Genomic DNA, 21,879 nt, shown 5'->3' with positions numbered 1-21,879 from the left:
CGACGCCCAGAGGAGAGCCAGCCACTCGCGGTCATGCGAACATGACAGCGCCGGGGATGCAGATGCATCCCCGGCGCTGTCGTCTCATCAGGGCAGGTGACCAGATGGCACCGGCCGCCTGAAATCAGGCCTTTGCAGGCTCCTTCTTCGGAGCCGGCTTCGAGTTCGCGGCTTCGACGAAGTTCTTACGCGGAACATCGAGGTCTGCCAGCGGCGTAACGTCGCGGCCGAGGACGGCGCTGACGAACCAGTTGCCGAAGACCCGAACCTTGCGGTCCATGGTCGGGATGGCGTAGCCGTGGTAGGCGCGGTGCATGAGCCAAGCGAGGATTCCGCGGGCTTCGAAATCACCCATCTGTGAGACGCCCTTGTACACGCCCAGACCGGCGACCGTACCGATGGTCTTGTGGAAGTACTGCTTGAACTCGGTCTCTCCGCGCAGAGCCGCGAGCACGTTGGCGGCCAGCACAGGAGCCTGACGCACAGCGTGCTGAGCGTTGGGCACGCAGAAGCCTGCCACTCCGCCGCCGGACAGGTCGGGAACCGCGGCGTTGTCGCCAGCGGCCCAAGCACCCTCGACGACACCGTCATCGCCCTCGACCCGCAGGTCGGCGCGTACGGTGACATTGCCGCGTTCGTTGATCGGCAGGTCGGAGTCGATGAGCACCGGGTTGGCCTTGACACCGGCGGACCACACGATCGTGTCAGCGTCGAACTCTTCACCGTTCGAGAGCTTGACGTGCTTGTCGGTGCAGTCCTGGAGGAACGTCTCGAGGTAGACGTCGATTCCGCGTTCGCGCATGTGCTCGACGACCCAACGGGCCTGAGCCTCGCCGACCTCGGGCATGACGCGGCCGAGGGCCTCGACGAGGACGAAGCGGACATCGGCTTCGGTCAGCGTCTCGTACTGGGCAACGGCCGAACGAACCATGTCCTCGAGTTCGGTGAGCAGCTCGATGCCGGCGAATCCGCCGCCGACGAAGACGAAGGTCAGGGCCTTGCGACGCTCTTCGTCGTCTTCCATCAGAGCGGCGTCGGCCAGGCGGGAGAGAAGGTGGTCGCGCAGGGCGACGGCCTCTTCGATGCGCTTGAGCGCGATCGCGTTCTCCTTCAGGCCCGGGATCGGCAGCGCACGCGCGACCGAACCGGAGGCGAGGACGATGTGGTCGTAGTCGAGTTCGAACGCCTCATCGTTCTCAGGTTCGATGGTGGCGAACTTCTCGGCATGGTTGATCGAGGTGACCTTCGCGGTGATGACCTCGCCACCCGGCAGGTTGCGGCGCAACGGCACCACAGCGTGACGGGGCTCGATCGACCCGGCTGCCACCTCGGGGAGGAACGGCAGGTAGGTCATGTACGGGTTGGGATCGACCACGGTGACGGTGGCTTCACCCCGACCGAGGTTCTTCAACAGATTCTGAGCGGCGAGCAGGCCGACCGAGCCGCCACCGACGACGAGGATTCGTGGACGCAGTTTTGAGTTTCTGATGAGTGCCATATCCCCATGCTAGACCCTTGTGAAAACTTTCACTAATTGTTTGTCCCACGGACTCGAACGCCCCAGATCAGAGCAGTTTCTGCGCCCGGTCTCAGCGGCGACGGCGGGCGAAGGAGACGATCGAGACGATCATGAGGACCACGGCGATCAGGGCTCCGGCGCCGAGAACGGCGAAGCCGAGAGTCGGCGTCGACTGCGTGGCGACGATATCGGTCGGTGCGAGAGCCTTCGGGCTCTCGGTCTCATCCGGTGCGGCGGTTTCGGTCTCTTCTGACTTCGCATCCCCGCGACGATGCATCTTCACCCAATCCGCCAGCTCATCCTCGGCGGAGGACACGTCCTTGGGCACTTTCGCCTTGACGGCGGCTCGTGGGTCGACGCGCCCCCAGCCGACGATCGGGTCGGGCTTGCCCTTCTTGCTCACGCCCTTGTGACCGTCCACCGGTTTGGCACTCGACTGCAGCTTGGCTCGGACCTCGTCGGCGCTGAGATCCGGGTTCTCGGACCGGATGAGGGCCGCCACACCGGAGACGACAGGTGAGGCGAAGGAGCATCCCTGACCTTCGGCGTAGCCGCCGCTGTAGTACGGGATGGGAATGTCTTTGGCGGGGCCCATGAGGTCGACGGCGGTGCCGGGCGCGGTGGAGTCCTCGAGAACCTTGCCGTTCTTGTCGAGTCCGCCCACCCCGATGACGCCAGGCACGGTCGACGGCGACCACGCCTGGGTCGCGCCCTGCGAGGCGTTGCCGACGCAGGCGACGATGAGCACGTCCTTCTTGTAGGCGTAGGCGAAGGACTCGTCCCAGCTCTCCGGCCAGCCCGGATCGTCCCAGCCCAGAGACATATTGATGACCTTCGCGCCGGAGTCGACGGCCCACCGGATGGCCTCATCGGCCTGTTCGCGGGTCGATCCGGATTCCTTCGGGCGGTCGGGTCCGAGCCACATCGATGCCGAGAGGATCTCTGCGTCCGGGGCGACTCCGGTCGGTCCGGCGCCGACTCCTCGCCCGGCGATGACACCGGCCACGGCGGTGCCATGGTGAATCGTGGTCTTCCCGCCGATCGGGGTCTTGCCGTCCTTGCCCAATCCGCTGAAATCCTTGGATTTCTTCACCACGCCTTTGAGGTCTTCGTGGTCGGTGTTGACGCCGGAGTCGATGACAGCGACCTTGACGCCCTTGCCCGTGGACTTCTTCCAGACCTTGTCGATTCCGTAGTCCTTGATGAACCACTGGCCCGGCCCGGCCTTCGGTGCGGCCACGACCGGCTGGGTGGTGCCGACGACGAGGCCGAGGACGACGGCCGTGACGGCGAGGAGTCGAGCGGCGGCTCTCACGAGCTCGTCAGCGCGAGGTCGAGTGCGGTCCCGTCGAGGATGTCGGTTTCGGAGATCCGAATATCGAGTGATCCTCCGGCGGCTGTCACTGCCTGGTCGAAGCGAGCGACGATCCGGGCGAAGAGCAGCGATCCCGCGCCGATGACATCGACGCGTCCGGGATGCATATACGGCAGGTCCGTGCGTTCCTGACGGTGCATGGCCAGGAGTTTGCGGGATTCTTCTGCCACGTCCGCGACGCTGATGTGGGCGCCGTGGATGCGCTCACGCTGGTAGCTCTCGAGTCCGAGGATGCCTGCGGTGATGGTGGTGACGGTGCCGGCGACGCCGATGAAGGTGCGCGGGGCGGAGAAGTCGACGATCTGCGCGGCCTGGTCGAGCTGCCTGTCGATATCGGCAAGCGCTGCCTGGATCTGGTCCTCGGAAGGAGTCTCGACTGGCATATGGCGCTCGGTCAGACGCACCGAGCCGATGTCCATGCTCACTGCCGCTTGGACATCCTCGTGGCCGAGGACGAGTTCGGTGGATCCGCCGCCGAGGTCCATGACGACATACGGTCCGTCAGCCTCCTTGAGGCCGGCAGTGGCGCCAAGGAAGGACAGACGGGCCTCTTCCTCTCCTGCGATGACGTCGGGAACAACGCCCAAGATCGAGAAAATCCCGGCGAAGAACTCATCACGGTTCTTCACGTCGCGGCTGGCCGAGGTCGCGACGAATCTCAGCTTCTCCGGCTGGTACTCGGCGGCCACCTCGGCGAATTCCTTTGCCACGGCGAAGGTGCGCTCAAGCGCTTCGGGAGCGAACTCGCCGGTGGCGTCGACACCTTGGCCGAGGCGGACGACCCGGGTTTCGCGGCGCAGGTCCGTGAGGGTGCCGTCGGCGGCGACATCGGCGATGAGCAGGCGCAGGGAGTTCGTCCCGCAGTCGAAGGCAGCAACACGCATGGCAGGTCCTAGTCGGTCGGTTCGGTGGTGGCAGCGGCTTCGGCGAGGGGCGGCACTTCGGTCATGAACGACAGTGCACGGTCACCGATCGGGTTGACGCCGAGCCCGGCGGACAGCGAATGGCCGACGAGGGCGTGGAGGCATTTGACCCGATTCGGCATTCCGCCGGCGGAGTAGTCCTTGATCTCTTCGACTTCCGCCAGGCCGGCGGCGGAGCCGATCTCTGAGCGGACGTCGAGGTAGGCTCGGTGTGCGGCGGCGTAGGCGGCGGCGAGTTCTTCGTCTTCACCGATCTCGGCGGTCCATTCGGCCATGATTCCCGATGCTTCCAGCCGTGAGCATTCGGCCACATAGGCGGGGTGGGTGAGGTAGAAGGTCGTCGGGAACGGTGTGCCGTCCTCGAGGCGCGGAGCCGTGGCGACGACGAGGGGTTCACCGGAAGTGCTGCGGGCGGCGATGCCGACGACGCCTCGGGGAATGCGTCCGAGTTGGTCTTGGAGGACAGCGAAATCCGCCTCGGTGCACTCTGTGATCATCAGCTCTTCTCCACGGTGTTGCCTGTCTCCTGAATGGACTCCAGCAACTCAAGGTACCAGGCCTGCTTGCGAACCGGCCGCTCGGACTCCAATTCCTCGTCCACGGCCTCCTGATTCGTGACGATGACCGCGTTCTTGCCCTTCTCCACGTAGTACTGGTCCTCGCGTGCCTTGCGCTTGATGTAGTCAGGGTCCCTGAGGTTCTCGTTCTTCTCCTCGAGGCTATTGACCTCGGCTTTCGTCGTCTCGATTTCGTCGTTGAGGGCCGCGATCTGCTGGGCCTGCTTGAGCGCGGAGTTCAGGGGCGAGAGGAATGCGAGGAGGACGATGGCGATGACGAAGAGGAAGATGCCGGTGCGCATCGACATACGGCGGCCCCTCGCCTCGGCGTCCATGTCGGCATCGGATTCGATGACCGGTTTCGGGCGTCGACGAGGAGTGGCTTTGCCAGGAGCCGATTTCGGGGCACTTCTTCTGGGCTTACTCGGAACCATGCTTCTTTCCTCTGCGACTGGGGATCGGGGAAGAGTGTCGCAACATCTCCAAGTGTGCCGTGTCCGCATTCTCTGCGCGAGGATTTCGGGCTCGTGGCGTGTTCGATTCTCACGTATCCTCCATCACGTTGCCGCGCGCTCCCTCTTCCCCCGCCCGCGCCGCTCCGCCCCTCAGCCCTGCTGCCTGCCCCTCCTCCGGACGCCTCCCTGTCCTGAACTATCGCAGCCCCGCGCGCCGCCTCGGTCCCTCCCACGCGGGCACCCCTCGCCTCCGCCGCCAAACCCTCTCGGCAGTCGCTTCTCCTACACCTGCGGAGGCATCCCTCACCCACAGCAGTAAACCGCCCCGCTCCTGCGGTGCGTTTTGCGTCTCCGGGTGGCTGATGCCGGCAAATTGCCACCTGCGACCAGCTGAACCGACCCGCCCCTCCCGCTCGAGATGTTCCCTTTCCACAGAGTTATACACAGCTGAACAAGCGCCTATTGCAGTTTATTGCTGTTTGTAGCATTTTGAATTCATGTACAAACTGTTGAGCACCGAAGAAATCGTCCGCCTCGGCTTCAATCACAGCGACATCAGACGCGCCCGCCGATGCTGTCTGCGACGACTGTCACGCGGCACATATCTCGTCAGTCGTGTCTGCGACTTGGACTTCCATCGTCCTCTGTGGGCGAGCATCGACGAACAGATCCACCAAGCCTTCATCGAACACGGAGACAATCGCGACGAGATCAACAATCTCAACGCCTCGGTGATGGCTCATTTCGCCCAACGGTCCGATCGGAGAACCGACGACTCGAAGCCGAACCCACCGGCGGAGGTCTTCTCGCACATCTCCGCTGCGCTCATCCACAATCTGCCGATCTCTCACCCAGTGACGCACCAGGTCGAGGTCGTGCGACCAGGAATCAATCGCAAGTTCAAAACCATCCACGTCCGCGGCAATGTCATCCCCAAGGAACATCGCACAACGATCGATGGAGCCGAGGTCACTACGCTCGAACGCACACTCATCGACGTCGCCCGCAGCTACAACCTCGACGTCTCCGTGCCCATGATCGATGATGCGCTGCACCGGAAACTCACGACCAAAGAGAACATCCTCGCGACACTCGATAGATGCGTGGAGAAGCGCAACGTCAAGAAGACCCGACTGGCCATCGACCTCGCTGATTCGCTCAGAGAATCCCCCGCCGAGGCGGTCGCCGCAGTGCGATTCTACGAACATGGAATCACCGGCTTGGAACCACAGGTCACATTCCGCGCCGACAGTCTGAACCGCGACATACGGGTCGACTTCTGTCACCAGCGGGCGCGGCTCATCGTCGAAATCGACGGGATCGGCAAGCTCTATCTCGGCTCTGGTGTTCCTCGGCAAGAGCTCGAAGAGGAACGTCGTCGAGAGCAGTGGCTGCGCGATCGCGGCTGGCGTGTGATCCGAATCAGCTGGAAGGAACTCTTCGAGGAAGCGAAGTTCGAAGAGATCCTCCGAGCCATTCGCTGTTCACAGCGGGCTCATGCCTGAACCTGCAGTAAGCATCCCGCACTGTCAGCCGCATCCCACTCCTCTTAGCTCGAGTTCAGCGGCACCGGCCGTGCGATAAACGCGAGGTCATCCCGATCGGCAAGTGGCAGCTCCTACAGTTGCTCGACCATCCATCACTCGCGGCAGCTCGTCAGAGTGCTGCACCGGTGTGAATTGCGAGAAACGCGCGGGTGAACGGCCAAGAGGCTGATTTGCGACTACTGGTGACAAGTGGTGGCGCGGACGAACGGTGCCGGCACCAGCGAATCGTCGCGGTGGCGCGACAAGCGCCCGCCTGGCGATGGCAGCGAATCGTCGCGATGGCGCGACAAGCGCCCGCCTGGCGATGGCAGCGAATCGTCGCGATGGCGCGACAAGCGACAGTATGCCGAAGTGAGAAACGCCGAGGCGGGGCCGGGCGATCGATGTGATCGTCCGGCCCCGCCTCGGGGAGTTCAGTGCCTAGCGGCTCGCCTCAGGCTTCGAAGCGCGGGAAGGCGCCGCGGCCGGCGTAGCGTGCGGCATCGCCGAGCTGCTCTTCGATGCGCAGCAGCTGGTTGTACTTCGCAACGCGCTCCGATCGTGCCGGCGCACCAGCCTTGATCTGACCGGCGTTGGTCGCCACGGCCAGGTCGGCGATGGTCGTGTCCTCGGTTTCGCCGGAACGGTGCGAGATCATCGTCGTGTAGCCGTTCGTCTGTGCTAGCGACACCGCGTCGAGGGTCTCGGTCAGGGTGCCGATCTGGTTGACCTTGACCAGCAGCGAGTTCGCCGTGGCGTTGTCGATTCCGCGCTGCAGACGCTCGGGGTTGGTCACGAACAGGTCGTCGCCGACGAGCTGGACCTTCGAACCGATCGTCTCGGTCAGAGTCGCCCAGCCGTCCCAGTCGTTCTCGTCGAGGGGGTCCTCGATCGAGACGAGCGGGTACTTCGCCAACAGCTCTTCGTAGTAGGCGGCCATCTCTTCGGCGGTCTTCTTGCCGCCTTCGAACTCGTAGACTCCGTCGGAGTAGAACTCCGAGGATGCCACGTCGAGGGCCACGGCGATGTCCCGCCCGGGACGGTGGCCGGCGATGTCGATGGCTTCGATGATGAGGTCGAGTGCCGCTGCGTTCGAGTCGAGGTTCGGAGCGAATCCGCCCTCGTCGCCGAGTCCGGTAGAGAGTCCGCGTTCCTTGAGCACTCCCTTGAGCGCGTGGTAGACCTCGACGCTCCACTGCAGTGCTTCGTGGAAGCTGGCGGCGCCGATCGGGGCGATCATGAATTCCTGGATGTCGACGTTCGAGTCGGCATGGGATCCGCCGTTGAGGATGTTCATCATCGGCACGGGCATGACGTGCGCGTTCGGTCCGCCGAGGTAGCGGTAGAGGGGCAGGTCGGCCGAGACCGCTGCGGCGCGGGCCACGGCCAGCGAGGTGCCGAGCATCGCGTTCGCACCGATGCGGGACTTGTTGTCGGTGCCGTCGAGTTCGATGAGCGCCTGGTCGACGAGTCGCTGATCGTCGCTCTCGAGTCCGACGATGACTTCGTGGATTTCGTCGACGACGGCGTCGACGGCCTGGGTGACGCCCTTACCCAGGTAGCGCTCCGGATCTCCGTCGCGCAGCTCCACGGCTTCGAACTCACCGGTGGAGGCACCGGAGGGAACGCCGGCACGACCGACGGACTCATCGGCCAACAGCACTTCCACCTCGACGGTGGGATTTCCCCGGGAATCCAGGATTTCACGGGCGTTTGCGGCAACGATCTCGGCCACTGAGTACTCCTTAGCGTTTGGTTTCACATGGGGAACATGTGCCTGCAGGACAGCTTAATGCACCGCGCGATCAGGCTCACCCTCGGTCCGAGGCGGACTCGAGCAGGCACTGGCGCAGTCGCGCGGGCGTCGCCGGGTCCATCCCATGGGCGAGCAGGTAGGCCTCGACTGCCCCGGGTGCTCCTTCGTCCTTCGCCGAGGCGGCCCCGTGCTCGGTCTCGATCCGATCGAGGATCTCATTGATGAGTTCGGGAGGGGCTGCGGTGGCGGTCTGAGCGAGGTTGCCGGAGATCCCGGCATCGGAGAAGTTCCGGGTGATCGCCTCGAGGAATCCCCCGGACAGGTGGGTGGAGGTGATCGCGTATTCGTCGACGATCTCCTGCCGTCCCACGCCGAGGAGGTCGAGCAGGAACGCTCCGATCACACCCGTGCGATCTTTCCCGGCCGAGCAGTGGAAGACGACGCCATCGGTGCAGTGTTCGGCGATCAGATCGACGGCTGCAGCCAGCCGGTGGCCGAAGTGCGTGATCATGAGATCGTAGATGCGGCTGAGGCTGCGGTCGCTGAGGTCCATTCCGGTCGCCTCGGCGGCGGCCTTCATCTCCTCCCTGCTCAGCGGTCGGCTGGGGAAGAAATGGTCGTCGAAGACGGGCAGCTCGATATGACGGACGTCGAGACCGTCGAGCGCATCGGGCAGCTTCGCCCGTTCGCCGATATCGCGCAGATCGATGACCGTGCCGATGCCGAGTCCGCCGATGTCAGCCCGGGCTCGATCGCTCAGCTGCGCCAGCCCGTCAGCGCGGAAGACCTTCCCGGACCGCACTCGGCTGTCCCCCGCCTCGGTGGCGGGTCCTCCGAGGTCGCGGAAGTTGAAGGTGCCTTCGATCTCGAGCCTGTCCAGACTCATCGGGTTCTGTCCTCTCCTGGCGCTGCAGCTTTCTCTTCTGCTTTGATCCGGCGGTATTCGCGTTCGACGTCCTCCAACGACGCCATCTCATCCCCGGAGTCGTCGGTGAATGCCAGCGGGTGCCGGCGGATGAGTTTGGCCTCGAGGCCGTCGATGATGGCACCGAGGCTGTGGCCGTATGCGTGCCCGCTGCTCTCGTCGAGCAGAGCGGAGTGGAAGAGCACCTGGTAGAACACGTCGCCGAGTTCTTCGACGACGGCCGCCCGGTTCTCGGCAGTGGGTGCTGTCGTGAAGTCCTCGAGAGCGACGATGAGCTCGTCGGTCTCTTCCGTGGCGTACTTCTCCAGGCTCTGGTGATCCTGTCGGCTCGACCACGGGCAGCGTCGCCGCAGTGTCGCCATGGCTTCGATCACCGGCTGCAGCTGCGGTTCGACCGCGCTCTGCTCGTCACGTTCACCCACGAATCTTCCTCCTGCCGGCACGAAAGACCCCCACCACAGCAGCGATGAGGGTCGAGTCGTCGGTCACTTCGAGAATTTGTCCTTGACCGATGAGCCGAGGTCCTTGACCGACTCGCCGACGTCCTTGGTCTTGGCCTTGAGCTGGTCGGTGGCGCCTTCGGCCTTGAGCTGATCGTCACCGGTCACATCGCCGATGGTCTCCTTGGCATGACCGCCGAGTTCTTCGGCCTTGTTCTCGAACTTGTCGTCAACACCCATGGTGATTCTCCTTAGCAGACGGCTGAGTGAAATGCACTTGCTGCGGATGCCTCCGCGCTTCGCACTCTACGCCACCGCCTCGGCCCTTGGGCCGGTCAGCGATGAACAGTCGGAAAGTTCTCAACCGTTCTTCGCAGCACCAGCGTCCTTGGTCTCTGTGGCTTCGGACTCGATGACGGGCAGGATGGCGTCGAGGAACTGATGTGCCCACCGCAGGATGTCCGAATCGGTCATCTCCTTGGAGTCGAACCCGCTGCCAGCCATCGGTTTGGGAACGAGGACCGAGCGCAGCGCCGGTTTGAGCAGCGACTTCGGGTACAGGCGTTTGAGCCTGACCACCTGGGAGTCGGAGAGTTCGACGGGTCCGAAGCGAATGAAGTTGCCCTGCATGACGATGTCGTTGACGCCGGAGGCTCGGGCGCGGATGCGCAGCCTGGCGACATCGGCGAGGACGCCGACGGGTTCCGGATAGGGGCCGTAACGGTCGGTGAGTTCGTCGAGGACTTCCTGCAGCTGTGCTTCGTCGGTTGCCGCGGCGAGCTTCCGGTAGGCCTCGAGACGCAGCCGTTCGTGGTCGACGTAGTCGGCCGGCAGGTGGGCGTCGACGGGCAGCTCGATGCGCATATCCGACTCGGGCTCGGTCTCCTCACCTCGGAACTTCGCCACGGCCTCACCGACGAGTCGGACGTAGAGGTCGAAGCCGACGCCTTCGATGTGTCCGGACTGCTGGCCGCCGAGCAGGTTGCCGGCTCCGCGGATCTCGAGGTCCTTCATCGCCACCTGCATTCCGGCGCCCAGTTCGGTGTGCGCGGCCAGGGTCGTCAGCCGGTCGTGGGCGGTCTCGGTCAGCTGAGTGTCCGGCGGGTAGAGGAAGTAGGCGTAGGCGCGTTCGCGTCCGCGTCCCACGCGCCCGCGCAGCTGGTGGAGCTGGGAGAGTCCGTAGCGGTCGGCGTTGTCGATGATGAGGGTGTTCGCATTGGCGATGTCGATTCCGGTTTCGACGATCGTCGTGCACACGAGCACGTCGTACTTCTTCTCCCAGAAGTCGACGATGACCTGTTCGAGTCGGGTCTCGTTCATCTTGCCGTGGGCGATGGCGATCCGCGCTTCGGGCACCATTTCGGCGATATGGCCGGCGACGGCTTCGATATCGCGGACCCGGTTGTGGATGTAGAAGACCTGACCTTCGCGCATGAGCTCGCGTCGGATCGCGGCCTTGATCTGCTTGTCCTCGCGTTTGCCCACATAGGTCAGCACCGGGTGCCGCTCCTCCGGCGGTGTGGCCAGGGTCGACATCTCGCGGATGCCGGTCACGGCCATCTCCAGGGTTCGCGGGATCGGGGTCGCTGACATGGCGAGGACGTCGACGTTCGTCCGCAGCGCCTTGAGCGTCTCCTTGTGTTCGACTCCGAAGCGCTGCTCCTCGTCGATGATGACGAGTCCGAGTTCCTTGAAACGCACTTCGCCGCTGAGCAGTCGGTGCGTGCCGATGACGAGGTCGAGCTTGCCGTCGGCCAGATCCTCCTTGACCTTCTCCGATTCCTGCTTTGTCTGGAACCGGGAGAGTGCGCCGATGGTGACGGGGAATCCGGAGTAGCGTTCGGCGAAGGTCTCATAGTGCTGTTGGACGAGCAGTGTGGTCGGCACGAGCACGGCGACCTGTTTGCCTTCCTGGATCGCCTTGAACGCGGCGCGGACCGCAATCTCCGTCTTCCCGTAACCGACATCGCCGCAGATCAGACGGTCCATCGGCACGGTCTTCTCCATATCCGATTTGACCTCGTCGATGGTGGTCAGCTGATCGGCGGTCTCGACATAGTGGAAGGCGTCCTCGAGTTCGCGCTGCCAGGGAGTGTCCGGACCGAACGCGTGACCGACCGTGGCCTGGCGGGCCGAATACAGGCGGATGAGCTCCCCGGCGATCTCCTTGACGGCTTTGCGGGCTTTCGCCTTCGTCGTCTGCCAGTCGGCGCCGCCCATCTTGTTGAGGTTCGGGCTCTCCCCGCCGACATAGCGGGTGACCTGGTCGAGCGCATCGCTGGGGACGTAGAGGCGGTCGCCGGGCTGTCCGCGTTTGGCGGGCGCGTATTCGATGATGAGGTATTCGCGGGTGTGCTTGTTCGCACCCCTGCCCGTGGTCCGCTGCGTCATCTCGACGAATCGTCCGACGCCGTGCTGGTCGTGGACGACGTAGTCGCCGGGTGCCAGGTTGAGCGGGTCGACCTGGTTGCGTCGACGGCGGGTGGGCAGCTTGCGCATATCCCGCGTCGAGGTGGCCGCCGCCCGACCGAGCACATCGGCCTCGGTGAGAACGGCGAGTTTGAGATCGTCGAAGACGAATCCGCCGAAGGACGCGGCCGTCGTCACGGTCACCAGGGCCTCGGGCAGATCGGTGGGGTCATCGACGAAGGAAGCGGGCACTCCGGCTTCGGAGAACACCTCGACCATGCGTCGGCCCGGTCCCTGGCCTTCCGTGAGGACCAGGATGCGCCACTTGTCGTGGATGAGTCCCTTGACGTCGGCGAGGATCGCTTCGACATCGCCGGCATAGCCCTTCGGGATGCGGGCGGGAACAGAGAAGATGTTCTCCTCGGGGCCTGCGAGCTCCTCGTCGGCGGCGAATCCGCCGATCTCCCACCAGGCCAGGCCGATGAGGCGAGCGCCCTCCTCCATCTCGGCCACGGTTCGGAAGCTCGCAGCCGACAGGTCGATCGGGGTCTCTCCCCCACCGGCGGCACCGCTCCACGCGGCTTCGAGGAATTCGTTCGTCGTCTCCACGAGGTCGGCGGCGCGGGCCTCGACGCGTTCGGGTTCGGTGATGATGATCTTCGACTCGGGCGGCAGCAGAGCGATGATCGGCTCCATCCCGTCGGCGAGGACGGCGGTGAGCGATTCCATGCCCTCGACGGCGACTCCGCCGGCGATCTTGTCGAGCATATCGGCGGCGCTGGGCACATCCTCGGCGATTTCCGCCGCCCGCTTCCGCACGGAATCGGTCAGGAGCAGCTCCCGGCACGGCGGTGCCGACAGGTGCAGGGGTTCGTCGCCGTCGTCGGCGGGGATGGAGCGCTGGTCGCTGACGGAGAATTCGCGGATCTCGTCGACTTCGTCGCCGAAGAACTCCACACGCAACGCCCGTTCCGAGGTGGCCGGGAAGATATCGACGATGCCGCCGCGCACAGCGAATTCGCCGCGTCTGGAGACCATGTCGACGCGGGAGTACGCGAGTTCGGTCAGCCGTTCGGCGAGGTCATCGATCTCGTATTCGTCGCCGACGGCGAGCTCGACCGGTTCGATGTCGCCGAGGCCCTTGGCCAGGGGCTGGAGGAACGCGCGCACGGGCGCGATGATGAAGGTCAGCTCCCGACCGGAGGTGGGGTGGGCCAGACGGCGCAGCACCTCGAGGCGCTGGCCGACGGTGTCCGAACGCGGCGACAGCTTCTCGTGCGGCAGGGTCTCCCAGCTGGGGAAGATCGCGATCGACGCCGATGGCACCCAATCGGCCAGTGCCTGAGCGAGGTCCTCGGCCTCACGCGTCGTGGCGGTGACGATGAGCTGCGGCGCCGAGGCGGCCCCATCGGTGGTGACGGTTCGGCGCAGGATCGACGGCCACAGTCCCTTGATCGCATCGATCGTGCCGCCGACGGTGTTCGCGTCGTTGAAGGCCGCGACGAGTTCGGTGATGGTGGGATTCCGGCGAGTGAGATCAAGTCCGTTGAGCACCCGAACAGTCTAGGCCACACAGCTGACACGACCCATTCGTGCCCTGTTCGCATCGGCCGAGGGGCGCAGGATAGGAAAACATGTGAGGATGAGCATATGGCCATGAAGAGAACAGTCCTTGCAGGATTGGCCGCAGCGGCGCTCCTGCTCACAGGGTGCACGGCCGATGCCGATGACGACATCGCCGTCGCCGAACGGTGGGACTTCCATTCCCGCCCCGAACTCGCCCCGCCGAAGGTCGATATCGACTCCGGGTCCTTCCCCGACGACAACGGAGACCTGCAGACGTTCCTCGCACCGAAGGGACAGACGGCAGCCGACGACAAGTCCTGGGTCGGCGGCCTCATCCTCGACGCCGCCGGTGACCCGGTGTGGATCCGCGATGATGGCGAGCAGATGTGGGACCTGCGCGTCCAGGAGTACCAGGGACAGACGGTGCTCACGTGGTGGGAGGGTCTGGCCGAAACGCCGCACACCGCCGGTGAGGTCGTCGTCCTCGATGATTCGTATCAGGAGATCGCCCGTGTCGGCATGGGCGGAGAGCTGCCCAAGGACACCTCCGACCTCCACGAGACGACCATCACCGCTGATGACACCATGTTCCTCATCTCCTATGTGAAGACGCAGACGGATCTGACTTCCGTCGGCGGGGACGAGGACGGCTGGGCCTGGGAGGGAATCGTCCAGGAGGTCGATATCGACACCGGCGATCCGCTGTTCGAATGGCGCTCCCTCGATGCAGTCCCCGTCGACCAGACCGAGACGGAGCTCAAGGACGGTGAGGGCACGAAGGACGAGCCCTTCGACTACATCCACCTCAACTCCGTGGCCGAGGACGACGATGGCCAGGCCCTCCTCGTCTCGGCACGCAACACCCATGCGATCTACCAGCTCGACCGGAAGAGCGCCGACCTCAACTGGGTCCTGGGCGGCAAGGCCTCGGACTTCGAGATGGGCGACGGCGCACAGTTCGCTTGGCAGCACGATGCCCAACGCCGATCCGATGGAACGCTGACCCTGTTCGACAACCACGCCGCACCCCGCCTCGGTGACACCCGTGGTCTGCGCCTCGACGTCGATGAGAAGAAGAAGCGCGCCGAGGTGGTCACGGAGTATCCCGCCCCCGACGACCGTTCGTCGGGCAGTCAGGGGAACTTCCAGGAGCTGCCCAACGGCAATGTCGTCCTCGGCTGGGGTTCGGAGCCCTATGTCTCGGAATTCTCCAAGGACGGAAAGCTGCTGGCCGACCTCACCTTCACCGGCGGATCGAACTACCGGGCCTACCGTTTCGACTGGCATGCCCAGCCGACCGCTCCGCCGACCGCGACGAAGTCTCAGCCGCAGGCGGACATCACACGCGTGCATATGAGTTGGAACGGCGCCACCGAGGTAGCTTCTTGGAGGGTGCTCAGCGGAGACGACGAGGAACATCTGGTCGAGAACTCCGAGGTCGAGCGCACCGGCTTCGAGACGGCGGCGGACATCACCCCGAACGGTTCGACGATCGTCGTGGAAGCTCTCGACGCGGACGGCGAGTCGCTCGGATCGACCACAGCCGCCCCGCAGAACAGATAGGTCGGGACAGGTCGCGTCCGGCCGAGAAGATTTCGAGGCGATAACGGGCCTAACGGAACGATCACGATTGCTCGCAGGGCCCGGATGTTCGGGGTTCTCCAATCTTCATCGCTCACAATTGAGGCATGAGCTCCGACCACTCCCCCCGTTTCTCCGCCGAGGAATCCCGTCTCCTCTTCGGCCCTGACTCCGCCGACTCCGGATCTCCCCGCTCCGGCCGTTCCGCGAATCCGCCTGTCGCACACCTGAACACCACCGTCGACCGGCCGCATCTGCTCTCCCGGTTCGCTCCGGTGCTGATTCTGCTCGCGGTCATGTGGGTCGTCGAGATCGTCGATGCGATCCTCCCCGCCGACCTCGACTTCTTCAGTCTGCAGTCGTGGAATCCGCTCTCGCTCTACGGCCTGGTGACCTCGCCGTTGCTGCACTCGGGATTCGGCCATCTCCTGGCCAATACCTTCCCGTTCCTCGTCCTCGGCGTCGTCATCGCGTTCGAAGGCAAGCGGCGCTTCTGGACCGTCACGGGCATCACTGCACTGAGCTCCGGGCTCGGCGCGTGGCTGACGACTCTGCCCGGCCAGCACATCGTCGGTGCCTCCGGCATCGTCTTCGGATTCTTCGGCTACCTCGCCCTGCGCACCTGGTTCACCGATGACCTGCTGCGCAAGATCATCTACTTCGCCATCGGTCTGTTCATCTTCGTCACCTACGGTGCATCGATGATCTTCGGCATGCTCCCGCAGACCAACGACATCTCCTGGCAGGGTCACCTGTTCGGGTTCGCCGGCGGCATCGTCGCCGCGTGGTGGCTGCACCGTCGCTCCGAGAAGCAGAAGACCGCCTGACGCTTTTCGGCGCCCGACGCCCCGTCCACGTCCGAGATTCGATCAGCGCGAATGGAACTTCTGCTGCATGTCGGTGAGTCCGTTGACGATGAGCTCTTCGACGCCGTCGGCGAGGTCGGAGACGAACATCGGCAGGGTCGTGCGTTCGTCTTTCGAGAACGGGCGCAGCACGTAGTCGGCGGTGTCCTGCCGTCCCGGCGGGCGTCCGACTCCCGCTCGGACCCGCAGATAGTCCTTCGTCCCCAGCACTGAGGTCATCGAGCGCAGGCCGTTGTGCCCGCCCTCTCCCCCGCCGAGTTTGGCTTTGATGGCGTCGAAGTCGAGATCCACATCGTCATGGACGGCGATGATCCGGTCGGTGTCGATTCCATAGAAGTCGGCCAGTGCACGCACCGGTCCGCCGGATTCGTTCATATATCCCGTCGAGGTGGCCAGGACCACGCGCGGACCGGGCAGTCCCGGAACGCTGCCGGTCGACAGCCGCCCGGTGCCGACGTTCGCGCGCAGCTTCGTCCGCGTCAGCGTGGTTCCGATGCGGGAGGCGAGTTCGGCGATGACCATCTGTCCGATGTTGTGCCGGGTCGTTTCGTACTTGGGTCCGGGGTTGCCCAGCCCGAAGACCAACCATGCTTCGTTCGACATTGCCGTCGTTGTCCGTCCTGTCCATGCCCGCGAACCGGGCGGTGATGCTTCTGCTCGCCGGTGGGCGAGACACGTGCCGGTGCTCTCTGCTGTGAAACGAATTCGGTGGGCCGCCCACAACAGGCGGCCCACCGAACAGCGTAGTCAGTCAGTGCTCCTCACGGCACCTCAGTGCAGTGAGGAGAGAAGATCACTCCTCTTCGGAAGCTTCTTCTGCACCGGACTCCTCAGCAGCCTCTTCCTCGGTCGACTCTTCGGTGTCTTCCTCGGCGTCGGACTCAATGTCCATCTCGATCTCTTCGGAGACGTTGACGATGAGCTGCTCTTCGTCGGCGATGAGGTCGACGCCGGCCGGCAGCTCGACCTGACCGGCCAGGACGTGCTCGCCGGCGGGACGGCCTTCGATGGAGACCTCGATGAGCTCGGGCAGCTTGGTCGCATCGGCCTTGACGGCGATGGTCGACTCTTCCTGCGAGACCATGGTGCCGGGAGCGGCTTCTCCGACGACGTGGATCGGCACATCGACCTCGATCTTCTCGCCGCGCTTGACGATGATGAGGTCGAGGTGCTCGATATCGCGACGGACGGGCTCGATCTGGACGTCGCGCGCAATGGCGAGGACGTTCTTCGATCCGTCGGTGCTTTCGATCTCGAGCAGCGCGTTGGCGTGCTTGAGAGCCAGCATGGTGGCGTGGCCCTCGAGGGACACGTGCACGGGGTCTCCGCCGTGGCCGTAGATGACAGCGGGGATGCGTCCCGCGCGGCGGATGCGGCGCGCTGCGCCCTTGCCGAACTCGTTGCGAGCTTCGGCCAGAAGTTTGAAGTCAGCCATTTTCTCTCCTTCGTGGTGAACTTACCTTCGAGCACCACGGCGAAACAGCCTGAGCACCCACGCGAATCACGAACCCGAAGGGTTCGTTTCGTGGGGCAGGACCGCGTCGATCACGGAGACATCAGTCTCCCTCGCCGAGGCAACCCGACTATTCTACGGCACCGTCCGTTTCGGCACCAATCCGAGAGGTCACGGCCGCGGCACATGCGTCGATTCCGGTCTCGGTGAGGAGGATGTCGTAGTGGTTCGTCCCCTGCACATCGACGATGTCCATCTGCGGCCACTGACGGGCGAAGTCCTCGGTCAGCTCCGGCGGGTACAGGCCCGGTTCGGCGGCGACGAGGTCGCGTTCGGCAAAGAGGAAGACCACCTCGGCCTGGGAGTCGTCGCTGTCCATCACCGTCTCCAGGGCCTCACGGTAGTCGGATCCGGTGTACATGTCCGCCGAATCGGCCTGCATCGCCTCGACCGAGGTCGAAGGCTGGAACGAGTGATCGTCCTTGGCCGCCAGATCGTAGACGAAGCTCTCGGTCGCCACGGTGTCGAGGCCGTCGACGAAGGCGGGGTGGGCGGCGAAGAACGCCAAGTACTCCTCGACGCTGCCGAAGGTCATCGACAGCCGCTCGGCGGCCGGACCGAGGACGGCCGCGATGAGGTCATCGGTGTCGAGGTCCTCGTCGTTGAGGTCATCGACGGGACCGTCTCCATGGGGCTGGCCCACGGGCAGGGGAAGTCCCCCGTCGATGAGGACGGGGCCGCGGAAGCGCCTGGCCGCCTCGGCGCCGGTATCGAAGTTCTGCTCAGCCGCCGTGCCTGCCAGGGTCATGGCGACGAACCCGCCCATGGAATGCCCGACCAGAGTGACCGGGCTCTCCGGGGCGAAGGCGTCGAGAACGGCGGTGACATCCTGTGCGTGGGCGGCCATCCCGAACGGCCCGGGCAGGGTGCGGGAGTCGGCGCGTCCGCGCAGGTCGGGTCCGATGATGCGAACTCCGGGGAGGGCGGAGACGAGGCCGGCGAAGAACAGGTGATTGGAGGTGATGCCGTGGATGACGCACACGGTGGGCACGCGTCCGGGGCCGCTGGCCACCGGCTCCCACACTCCCACGGACAGTTGCCCTCCGGGGACGTCCACGCGGTACCGGTTGTAATCGTGTGAGGACATCGTCCCTGATCCCTTCGCTTAGGCGTTGCCTCCAGTGTAGGACCTCACGGCAACCGCGACGATGGGTTCCGGGTGCGGGACCACCGGACTTCCCGGTTCCGGTGCGCCGGGTTCGCCGGATGCGGGCGAATTCTGTCCGTACACTGACGGAACCCCGGGCCGGTGGCCGACTCGGGGTTCCGTCAGTGTGTGCGCCCTCGTAGGGGCGGCCGCACTTTCAGACCTTGTGGTCTCAGAGTCTGTGGTCTCAGACCTTGCGGACTCAGACCTCGAAGAGGCTCGTGACCGATCCGTCTTCGAAGACCTCGTGCACAGCACGGGCGATGAGCGGGGCGATGGAGAGCACGGTGAGCTTGTCGAAGATCTTGTCCTCGCTCAGCGGCAGCGTGTTCGTGACGATGACTTCTTCGGCCACGGAGCTCGACAGTCGTTCGACAGCCGGGCCGGAGAACACGGCGTGGGTGGACACGACGATGACGCCCTTGGCGCCGGCAGCCATGCAGGCATCGGCGGCCTGGACGATGGTGCCTCCGGTGTCGATCATGTCGTCGACGAGCACGCAGGTGCGTCCCTCGACCTCACCGACGACGCGGTTGGCCTTGGTCTCGTTCGGTCGGGTGATGTCACGGGTCTTGTGAATGAAGGCCAGCGGCACTCCGCCCAGCGAGTTCGACCAGTTCTCCGCGACCTTGATGCGTCCGGCGTCGGGCGAGACCACGGCGAGGTCACCGGGGTACTTGTCCTTGACGTAGCCAGCGAGGATCGGCATCGCGATGAGGTGATCGACGGGGCCGTCGAAGTAGCCCTGGATCTGCGCAGTGTGCAGGTCGACGGTGATGATGCGGTCAGCACCGGCGGTCTTGTACAGATCGGCGACGAGGCGGGCCGAGATGGGCTCGCGTCCGCGGTGCTTCTTGTCCTGCCTGGCGTACGGGAAGAACGGAGCGATGACGGTGATGCGCTTGGCCGAAGCACGCTTGAGTGCGTCGACCATGATCAGCTGCTCCATCAGCCATTCGTTGATGGGAGCGCAGTGCGACTGCAGGACGAAGACGTCGCTGCCGCGCACCGACTCGGAGTAGCGGACGTAGATCTCACCGTTCGCGAAGTTGTAGATGTCGGTGGGGAGGAGTTCGGTCCCCAGGTTCTCCGCGACTTGTTCGGCGAGTTCGGGATTCGCCCGACCGCTGACCAGGACGAGCTTCTTATCGCCCGCCGTCGTAATCTCATTCACTGATCCGTTCCCCTTCGGATGCGTTTTCGGCTGCCTGCGCTGCAGGCGTGCCGGGACGGTTTGTCTGGACCCAGCCCTCCAGGTTGCGCTGCGGTGCCACCGAAATGGCCAGCGCTCCTGCAGGGACATCCTTGCGCACCGTCGTGCTTGCACCCGAATAGGCGCCGTCGCCCACGGTGACAGGGGCGACATACATATTGTCCGAGCCCATGCGTGCATGCTTGCCGATGACGGTGCGGTGCTTGTTGACGCCGTCGTAGTTGACGAACACCGAGGCGGCTCCGATGTTCGAGCCCTCCCCGATCTCGGCATCGCCGACATAGGAGAGGTGGGGCACCTTCGCACCCGTGCCGATATCGGCGTTCTTCGTCTCCACGAAGGTGCCGATCTTTCCGGATTCGCCGAGCTTGGTGCCCGGGCGCAGGTAGGCGAACGGTCCGACTGAGGCGTTCGGACCGACGACGGCGAGTTCGCCGTGGGTGCGCACGACCTTGGCACCCTCCCCCACCTCGGTGTCCTTCAGCGTGGTGTCGGGACCGACGATGGCACCGGCAGCGATGTCGGTGGCGCCCAGCAGCTGGGTGCCCGGGAGGATCGTCGCATCGGCGGCGATGGAGACGTCGACGTCGATCCATGTGGTGTCGGGGTCGATGATGGAGACTCCGGCGCGCATGAACTTCTCGCACTGGCGGCGGTTGAGCTCCTTGCCGAGGTTCGCCAGCTGCACGCGGTCATTCGCCCCTTCGACCTGCCACAGGTCGTCGGTGGCGGTGGCGGCGACGGAGCGGCCGGCCTCCCGGGAGTGGCCGATGACGTCGGTGAGGTACTTCTCGCCCTGCGCGTTGTCAGTGGTCAGAGAGGCCAGGCCTTCCCTGAGCGCGGAGGCGTCGAAGGCGTAGATGCCGGAGTTGATCTCACGGACGGCCCGCTCGGTCTCGTTCGCGTCCTTCTGCTCGACGATGCGCAGCAGGGAGCCGGCTTCGTCGCGGATGATGCGGCCGTACCCGGTCGGGTCGTCCACCTCGGCGGACAGGACGGTGACGGCGTTGGCGTTGGATTCGTGGATTTCGACGAGGCCCGTGATCGTCTCGGTGGTCAGCAGCGGCACATCGCCGTAGGTGACGACGACGGTTCCGGTGAGGTCCTCGGGCAGCTGGGTCAGCGCGCATTCGGTGGCGCGTCCGGTGCCCGGAACTTCGTCCTGGTCGGCGATGAGCAGGGTCCGCTGGGAGGACACGGGAAGGGAGTCGAGGTGGGCGACGAGCTGATCGCGCTCGTGGCGGACGACGACGATGAGATGTTCCGGAGAGGTTCCGGCCGCTGCTGCGACGGAGTGATGAAGCAGGGAGCGTCCGCCGATGGGATGCATCACCTTGGGAAGAGCCGACTTCATTCGAGTGCCTTGGCCCGCTGCCAGGACGATGACGGCGGTCGGATGAGTCTGCGACATAGTTGAATCCTTCGCATGTCGGGTTGGGCCAGCTCCGCCCATAGGATTCGAACCTATACTGCACGGCTCCAAAGGCCGGCGTGCTGCCATTACACCAGGGCGGAACAGCGTGCACCAGTAGAGGGGCCCGCGCTCACGAGACACCATCATGCCACTACGATTAACTGTATGGAAATTCTACGCGAGATTCTTCTGACCCTGCATCTGCTGGGTATGGCGATCATTGTCGGCGGCTATTTCACCGTCATCCGCTCCCCCAAGGTGATGCCCGGAATGCTGCACGGGTCCTATCTGCAGCTGGTCACCGGCCTGCTGCTCGTGGGTCTGGCCGAGATGGGCGATGGCGACGTCAACCATATGAAGATCGGCATCAAACTGGTCGTGGCGATCCTCGTCACGGTCTTCGCCTTCATCGGCAACAAGAAGCAGAAGGCCTTCGCCGCTGCTGCCCCTGCCGAGGGCGGCGCCACAGCGACGAAGAACCCGTCGGCGACCATGGCTCACCTCGTCGTCATCTTCGCGGTGATCAACGTCATCGTGGCCGTCTTCATCCACTGACCCACTAATTACTACCTGACGGCGGCTCAGCAACCTCGCGCGAGGTTGCTGAGCCGCCGTCAGGTAGTTCTGAGGGTTGTGGAACGGCCGGTGAGCGGCCGGCGGAGGGACCGATCGTGTCGTGTCCGAGCCTGACGGT

At 64.7% G+C, this 21,879-nt stretch carries 19 protein-coding genes and 1 tRNA gene; 4 read left to right on the top strand and 16 right to left on the bottom strand.

The genetic code is table 11. The features are described 5' to 3' along the window. Positions 1-124: 124 nt before the first annotated feature. The 5 genes from GUY30_RS05670 to GUY30_RS05650 form a co-directional block, all read right to left on the bottom strand. Positions 125-1,498: an NAD(P)/FAD-dependent oxidoreductase gene (locus GUY30_RS05670; RefSeq protein WP_167194841.1), complete on the bottom strand. Its 1,374-nt coding sequence runs from the start codon at positions 1,496-1,498 to the stop codon at positions 125-127. Between the two features lie 91 nt (positions 1,499-1,589). Beyond that, a complete protein-coding gene (locus GUY30_RS05665) occupies positions 1,590-2,834 on the bottom strand; it encodes a S8 family peptidase (protein WP_167194838.1) in 1,245 nt (414 codons plus the stop codon). After that, positions 2,831-3,778, bottom strand: a complete 948-nt coding sequence (locus tag GUY30_RS05660) for a Ppx/GppA phosphatase family protein (RefSeq protein WP_167194835.1) — start codon at positions 3,776-3,778, stop codon at positions 2,831-2,833. The genes GUY30_RS05665 and GUY30_RS05660 overlap by 4 nt, the downstream gene beginning before the upstream one ends. Before the next feature lie 8 nt (positions 3,779-3,786). Continuing rightward, complete coding sequence (locus GUY30_RS05655; protein WP_167194832.1) at positions 3,787-4,314, bottom strand: DUF501 domain-containing protein; 528 nt, start codon at positions 4,312-4,314, stop codon at positions 3,787-3,789. Further along, complete coding sequence (locus GUY30_RS05650) at positions 4,314-4,709, bottom strand: FtsB family cell division protein (RefSeq protein WP_228281723.1); 396 nt, start codon at positions 4,707-4,709, stop codon at positions 4,314-4,316. Before GUY30_RS05650 ends, GUY30_RS05655 begins: the two co-directional genes overlap by 1 nt. A gap of 629 nt (positions 4,710-5,338) precedes the next feature. On the opposite strand from GUY30_RS05650, the gene GUY30_RS05645 reads away from it, so the two are divergent. After that, a complete protein-coding gene (locus GUY30_RS05645) occupies positions 5,339-6,334 on the top strand; it encodes a DUF559 domain-containing protein (RefSeq protein WP_228281722.1) in 996 nt (331 codons plus the stop codon). Between the two features lie 475 nt (positions 6,335-6,809). Here GUY30_RS05645 and eno read toward each other — a convergent pair whose 3' ends face one another. From eno to mfd, 5 genes are all read right to left on the bottom strand, one after another. Continuing rightward, positions 6,810-8,090, bottom strand: coding sequence for a phosphopyruvate hydratase (eno, locus tag GUY30_RS05640; RefSeq protein ID WP_062861336.1), 1,281 nt, complete (start codon positions 8,088-8,090; stop codon positions 6,810-6,812). A gap of 76 nt (positions 8,091-8,166) precedes the next feature. Continuing rightward, on the bottom strand, positions 8,167-8,997 hold the full coding sequence (locus GUY30_RS05635; protein ID WP_167194823.1) for a tyrosine-protein phosphatase: 831 nt from the start codon (positions 8,995-8,997) through the stop codon (positions 8,167-8,169). Further along, entirely contained in the window at positions 8,994-9,458 is a 465-nt protein-coding gene (locus tag GUY30_RS05630) for a MazG nucleotide pyrophosphohydrolase domain-containing protein (RefSeq protein WP_228281721.1), read from the bottom strand. Before GUY30_RS05630 ends, GUY30_RS05635 begins: the two co-directional genes overlap by 4 nt. 63 nt (positions 9,459-9,521) lie before the next feature. Continuing rightward, a complete protein-coding gene (locus tag GUY30_RS05625; RefSeq protein ID WP_167194820.1) occupies positions 9,522-9,716 on the bottom strand; it encodes a CsbD family protein in 195 nt (64 codons plus the stop codon). A 120-nt stretch (positions 9,717-9,836) separates the two neighbouring features. Further along, entirely contained in the window at positions 9,837-13,439 is a 3,603-nt protein-coding gene (gene mfd, locus GUY30_RS05620) for a transcription-repair coupling factor (protein WP_167194817.1), read from the bottom strand. A gap of 102 nt (positions 13,440-13,541) precedes the next feature. Here mfd and GUY30_RS05615 point away from each other — a divergent pair, with 102 nt between their 5' ends. After that, positions 13,542-15,014 (top strand): arylsulfotransferase family protein, encoded by a 1,473-nt coding sequence (locus GUY30_RS05615; RefSeq protein ID WP_167194814.1) that lies wholly within the window; start codon positions 13,542-13,544, stop codon positions 15,012-15,014. A gap of 125 nt (positions 15,015-15,139) precedes the next feature. After that, complete coding sequence (locus GUY30_RS05610) at positions 15,140-15,859, top strand: rhomboid family intramembrane serine protease (protein WP_167194811.1); 720 nt, start codon at positions 15,140-15,142, stop codon at positions 15,857-15,859. Positions 15,860-15,901: 42 nt separating this feature from the next. Here the strand turns inward: GUY30_RS05610 and pth are convergent, their stop codons facing one another. The 6 genes from pth to GUY30_RS05580 form a co-directional block, all read right to left on the bottom strand. Further along, positions 15,902-16,501, bottom strand: coding sequence for an aminoacyl-tRNA hydrolase (gene pth, locus GUY30_RS05605; RefSeq protein ID WP_167194809.1), 600 nt, complete (start codon positions 16,499-16,501; stop codon positions 15,902-15,904). Between the two features lie 190 nt (positions 16,502-16,691). Beyond that, positions 16,692-17,333, bottom strand: coding sequence for a 50S ribosomal protein L25/general stress protein Ctc (locus GUY30_RS05600; RefSeq protein ID WP_167194807.1), 642 nt, complete (start codon positions 17,331-17,333; stop codon positions 16,692-16,694). Between the two features lie 148 nt (positions 17,334-17,481). After that, positions 17,482-18,498 (bottom strand): alpha/beta fold hydrolase, encoded by a 1,017-nt coding sequence (locus GUY30_RS05595; RefSeq protein WP_167194804.1) that lies wholly within the window; start codon positions 18,496-18,498, stop codon positions 17,482-17,484. Positions 18,499-18,760: 262 nt separating this feature from the next. Beyond that, positions 18,761-19,732 carry a ribose-phosphate diphosphokinase gene (locus tag GUY30_RS05590; protein ID WP_167194800.1) on the bottom strand — a complete coding sequence of 324 codons (972 nt, stop codon included), beginning with the start codon at positions 19,730-19,732 and terminating at the stop codon, positions 18,761-18,763. Continuing rightward, a complete protein-coding gene (glmU, locus tag GUY30_RS05585; RefSeq protein ID WP_167194798.1) occupies positions 19,725-21,182 on the bottom strand; it encodes a bifunctional UDP-N-acetylglucosamine diphosphorylase/glucosamine-1-phosphate N-acetyltransferase GlmU in 1,458 nt (485 codons plus the stop codon). Before glmU ends, GUY30_RS05590 begins: the two co-directional genes overlap by 8 nt. A gap of 32 nt (positions 21,183-21,214) precedes the next feature. Next, positions 21,215-21,286, bottom strand: a tRNA-Gln gene (locus GUY30_RS05580). A 64-nt stretch (positions 21,287-21,350) separates the two neighbouring features. On the opposite strand from GUY30_RS05580, the gene GUY30_RS05575 reads away from it, so the two are divergent. After that, positions 21,351-21,740, top strand: a complete 390-nt coding sequence (locus tag GUY30_RS05575) for a hypothetical protein (protein WP_167194795.1) — start codon at positions 21,351-21,353, stop codon at positions 21,738-21,740. Positions 21,741-21,879 lie beyond the last annotated feature (139 nt).

This window comes from Brevibacterium pigmentatum (assembly GCF_011617465.1).
Lineage (GTDB): Bacteria > Actinomycetota > Actinomycetes > Actinomycetales > Brevibacteriaceae > Brevibacterium > Brevibacterium pigmentatum.
The sequence above is the reverse complement of the archived record's forward strand: the minus strand, read 5'-3'. Positions and strand labels throughout refer to the sequence as shown.

Bases quoted from the DNA above. Each gene is read 5' to 3' on its own strand.
- GUY30_RS05670 (WP_167194841.1), bottom strand. From the start codon at position 1,498: ATGGCACTCATCAGAAACTCAAAACTGCGTCCACGAATCCTCGTCGTC.
- GUY30_RS05595 (WP_167194804.1), bottom strand. From the start codon at position 18,498: ATGTCCTCACACGATTACAACCGGTACCGCGTGGACGTCCCCGGAGGG.
- GUY30_RS05615 (WP_167194814.1), top strand. From the start codon at position 13,542: ATGAAGAGAACAGTCCTTGCAGGATTGGCCGCAGCGGCGCTCCTGCTC.
- GUY30_RS05660 (WP_167194835.1), bottom strand. From the start codon at position 3,778: ATGCGTGTTGCTGCCTTCGACTGCGGGACGAACTCCCTGCGCCTGCTC.
- GUY30_RS05635 (WP_167194823.1), bottom strand. From the start codon at position 8,997: ATGAGTCTGGACAGGCTCGAGATCGAAGGCACCTTCAACTTCCGCGAC.
- GUY30_RS05600 (WP_167194807.1), bottom strand. From the start codon at position 17,333: ATGGCTGACTTCAAACTTCTGGCCGAAGCTCGCAACGAGTTCGGCAAG.
- GUY30_RS05650 (WP_228281723.1), bottom strand. From the start codon at position 4,709: ATGGACGCCGAGGCGAGGGGCCGCCGTATGTCGATGCGCACCGGCATC.
- GUY30_RS05655 (WP_167194832.1), bottom strand. From the start codon at position 4,314: ATGATCACAGAGTGCACCGAGGCGGATTTCGCTGTCCTCCAAGACCAA.
- GUY30_RS05625 (WP_167194820.1), bottom strand. From the start codon at position 9,716: ATGGGTGTTGACGACAAGTTCGAGAACAAGGCCGAAGAACTCGGCGGT.
- glmU (WP_167194798.1), bottom strand. From the start codon at position 21,182: ATGTCGCAGACTCATCCGACCGCCGTCATCGTCCTGGCAGCGGGCCAA.
- GUY30_RS05610 (WP_167194811.1), top strand. From the start codon at position 15,140: ATGAGCTCCGACCACTCCCCCCGTTTCTCCGCCGAGGAATCCCGTCTC.
- GUY30_RS05575 (WP_167194795.1), top strand. From the start codon at position 21,351: ATGGAAATTCTACGCGAGATTCTTCTGACCCTGCATCTGCTGGGTATG.
- pth (WP_167194809.1), bottom strand. From the start codon at position 16,501: ATGTCGAACGAAGCATGGTTGGTCTTCGGGCTGGGCAACCCCGGACCC.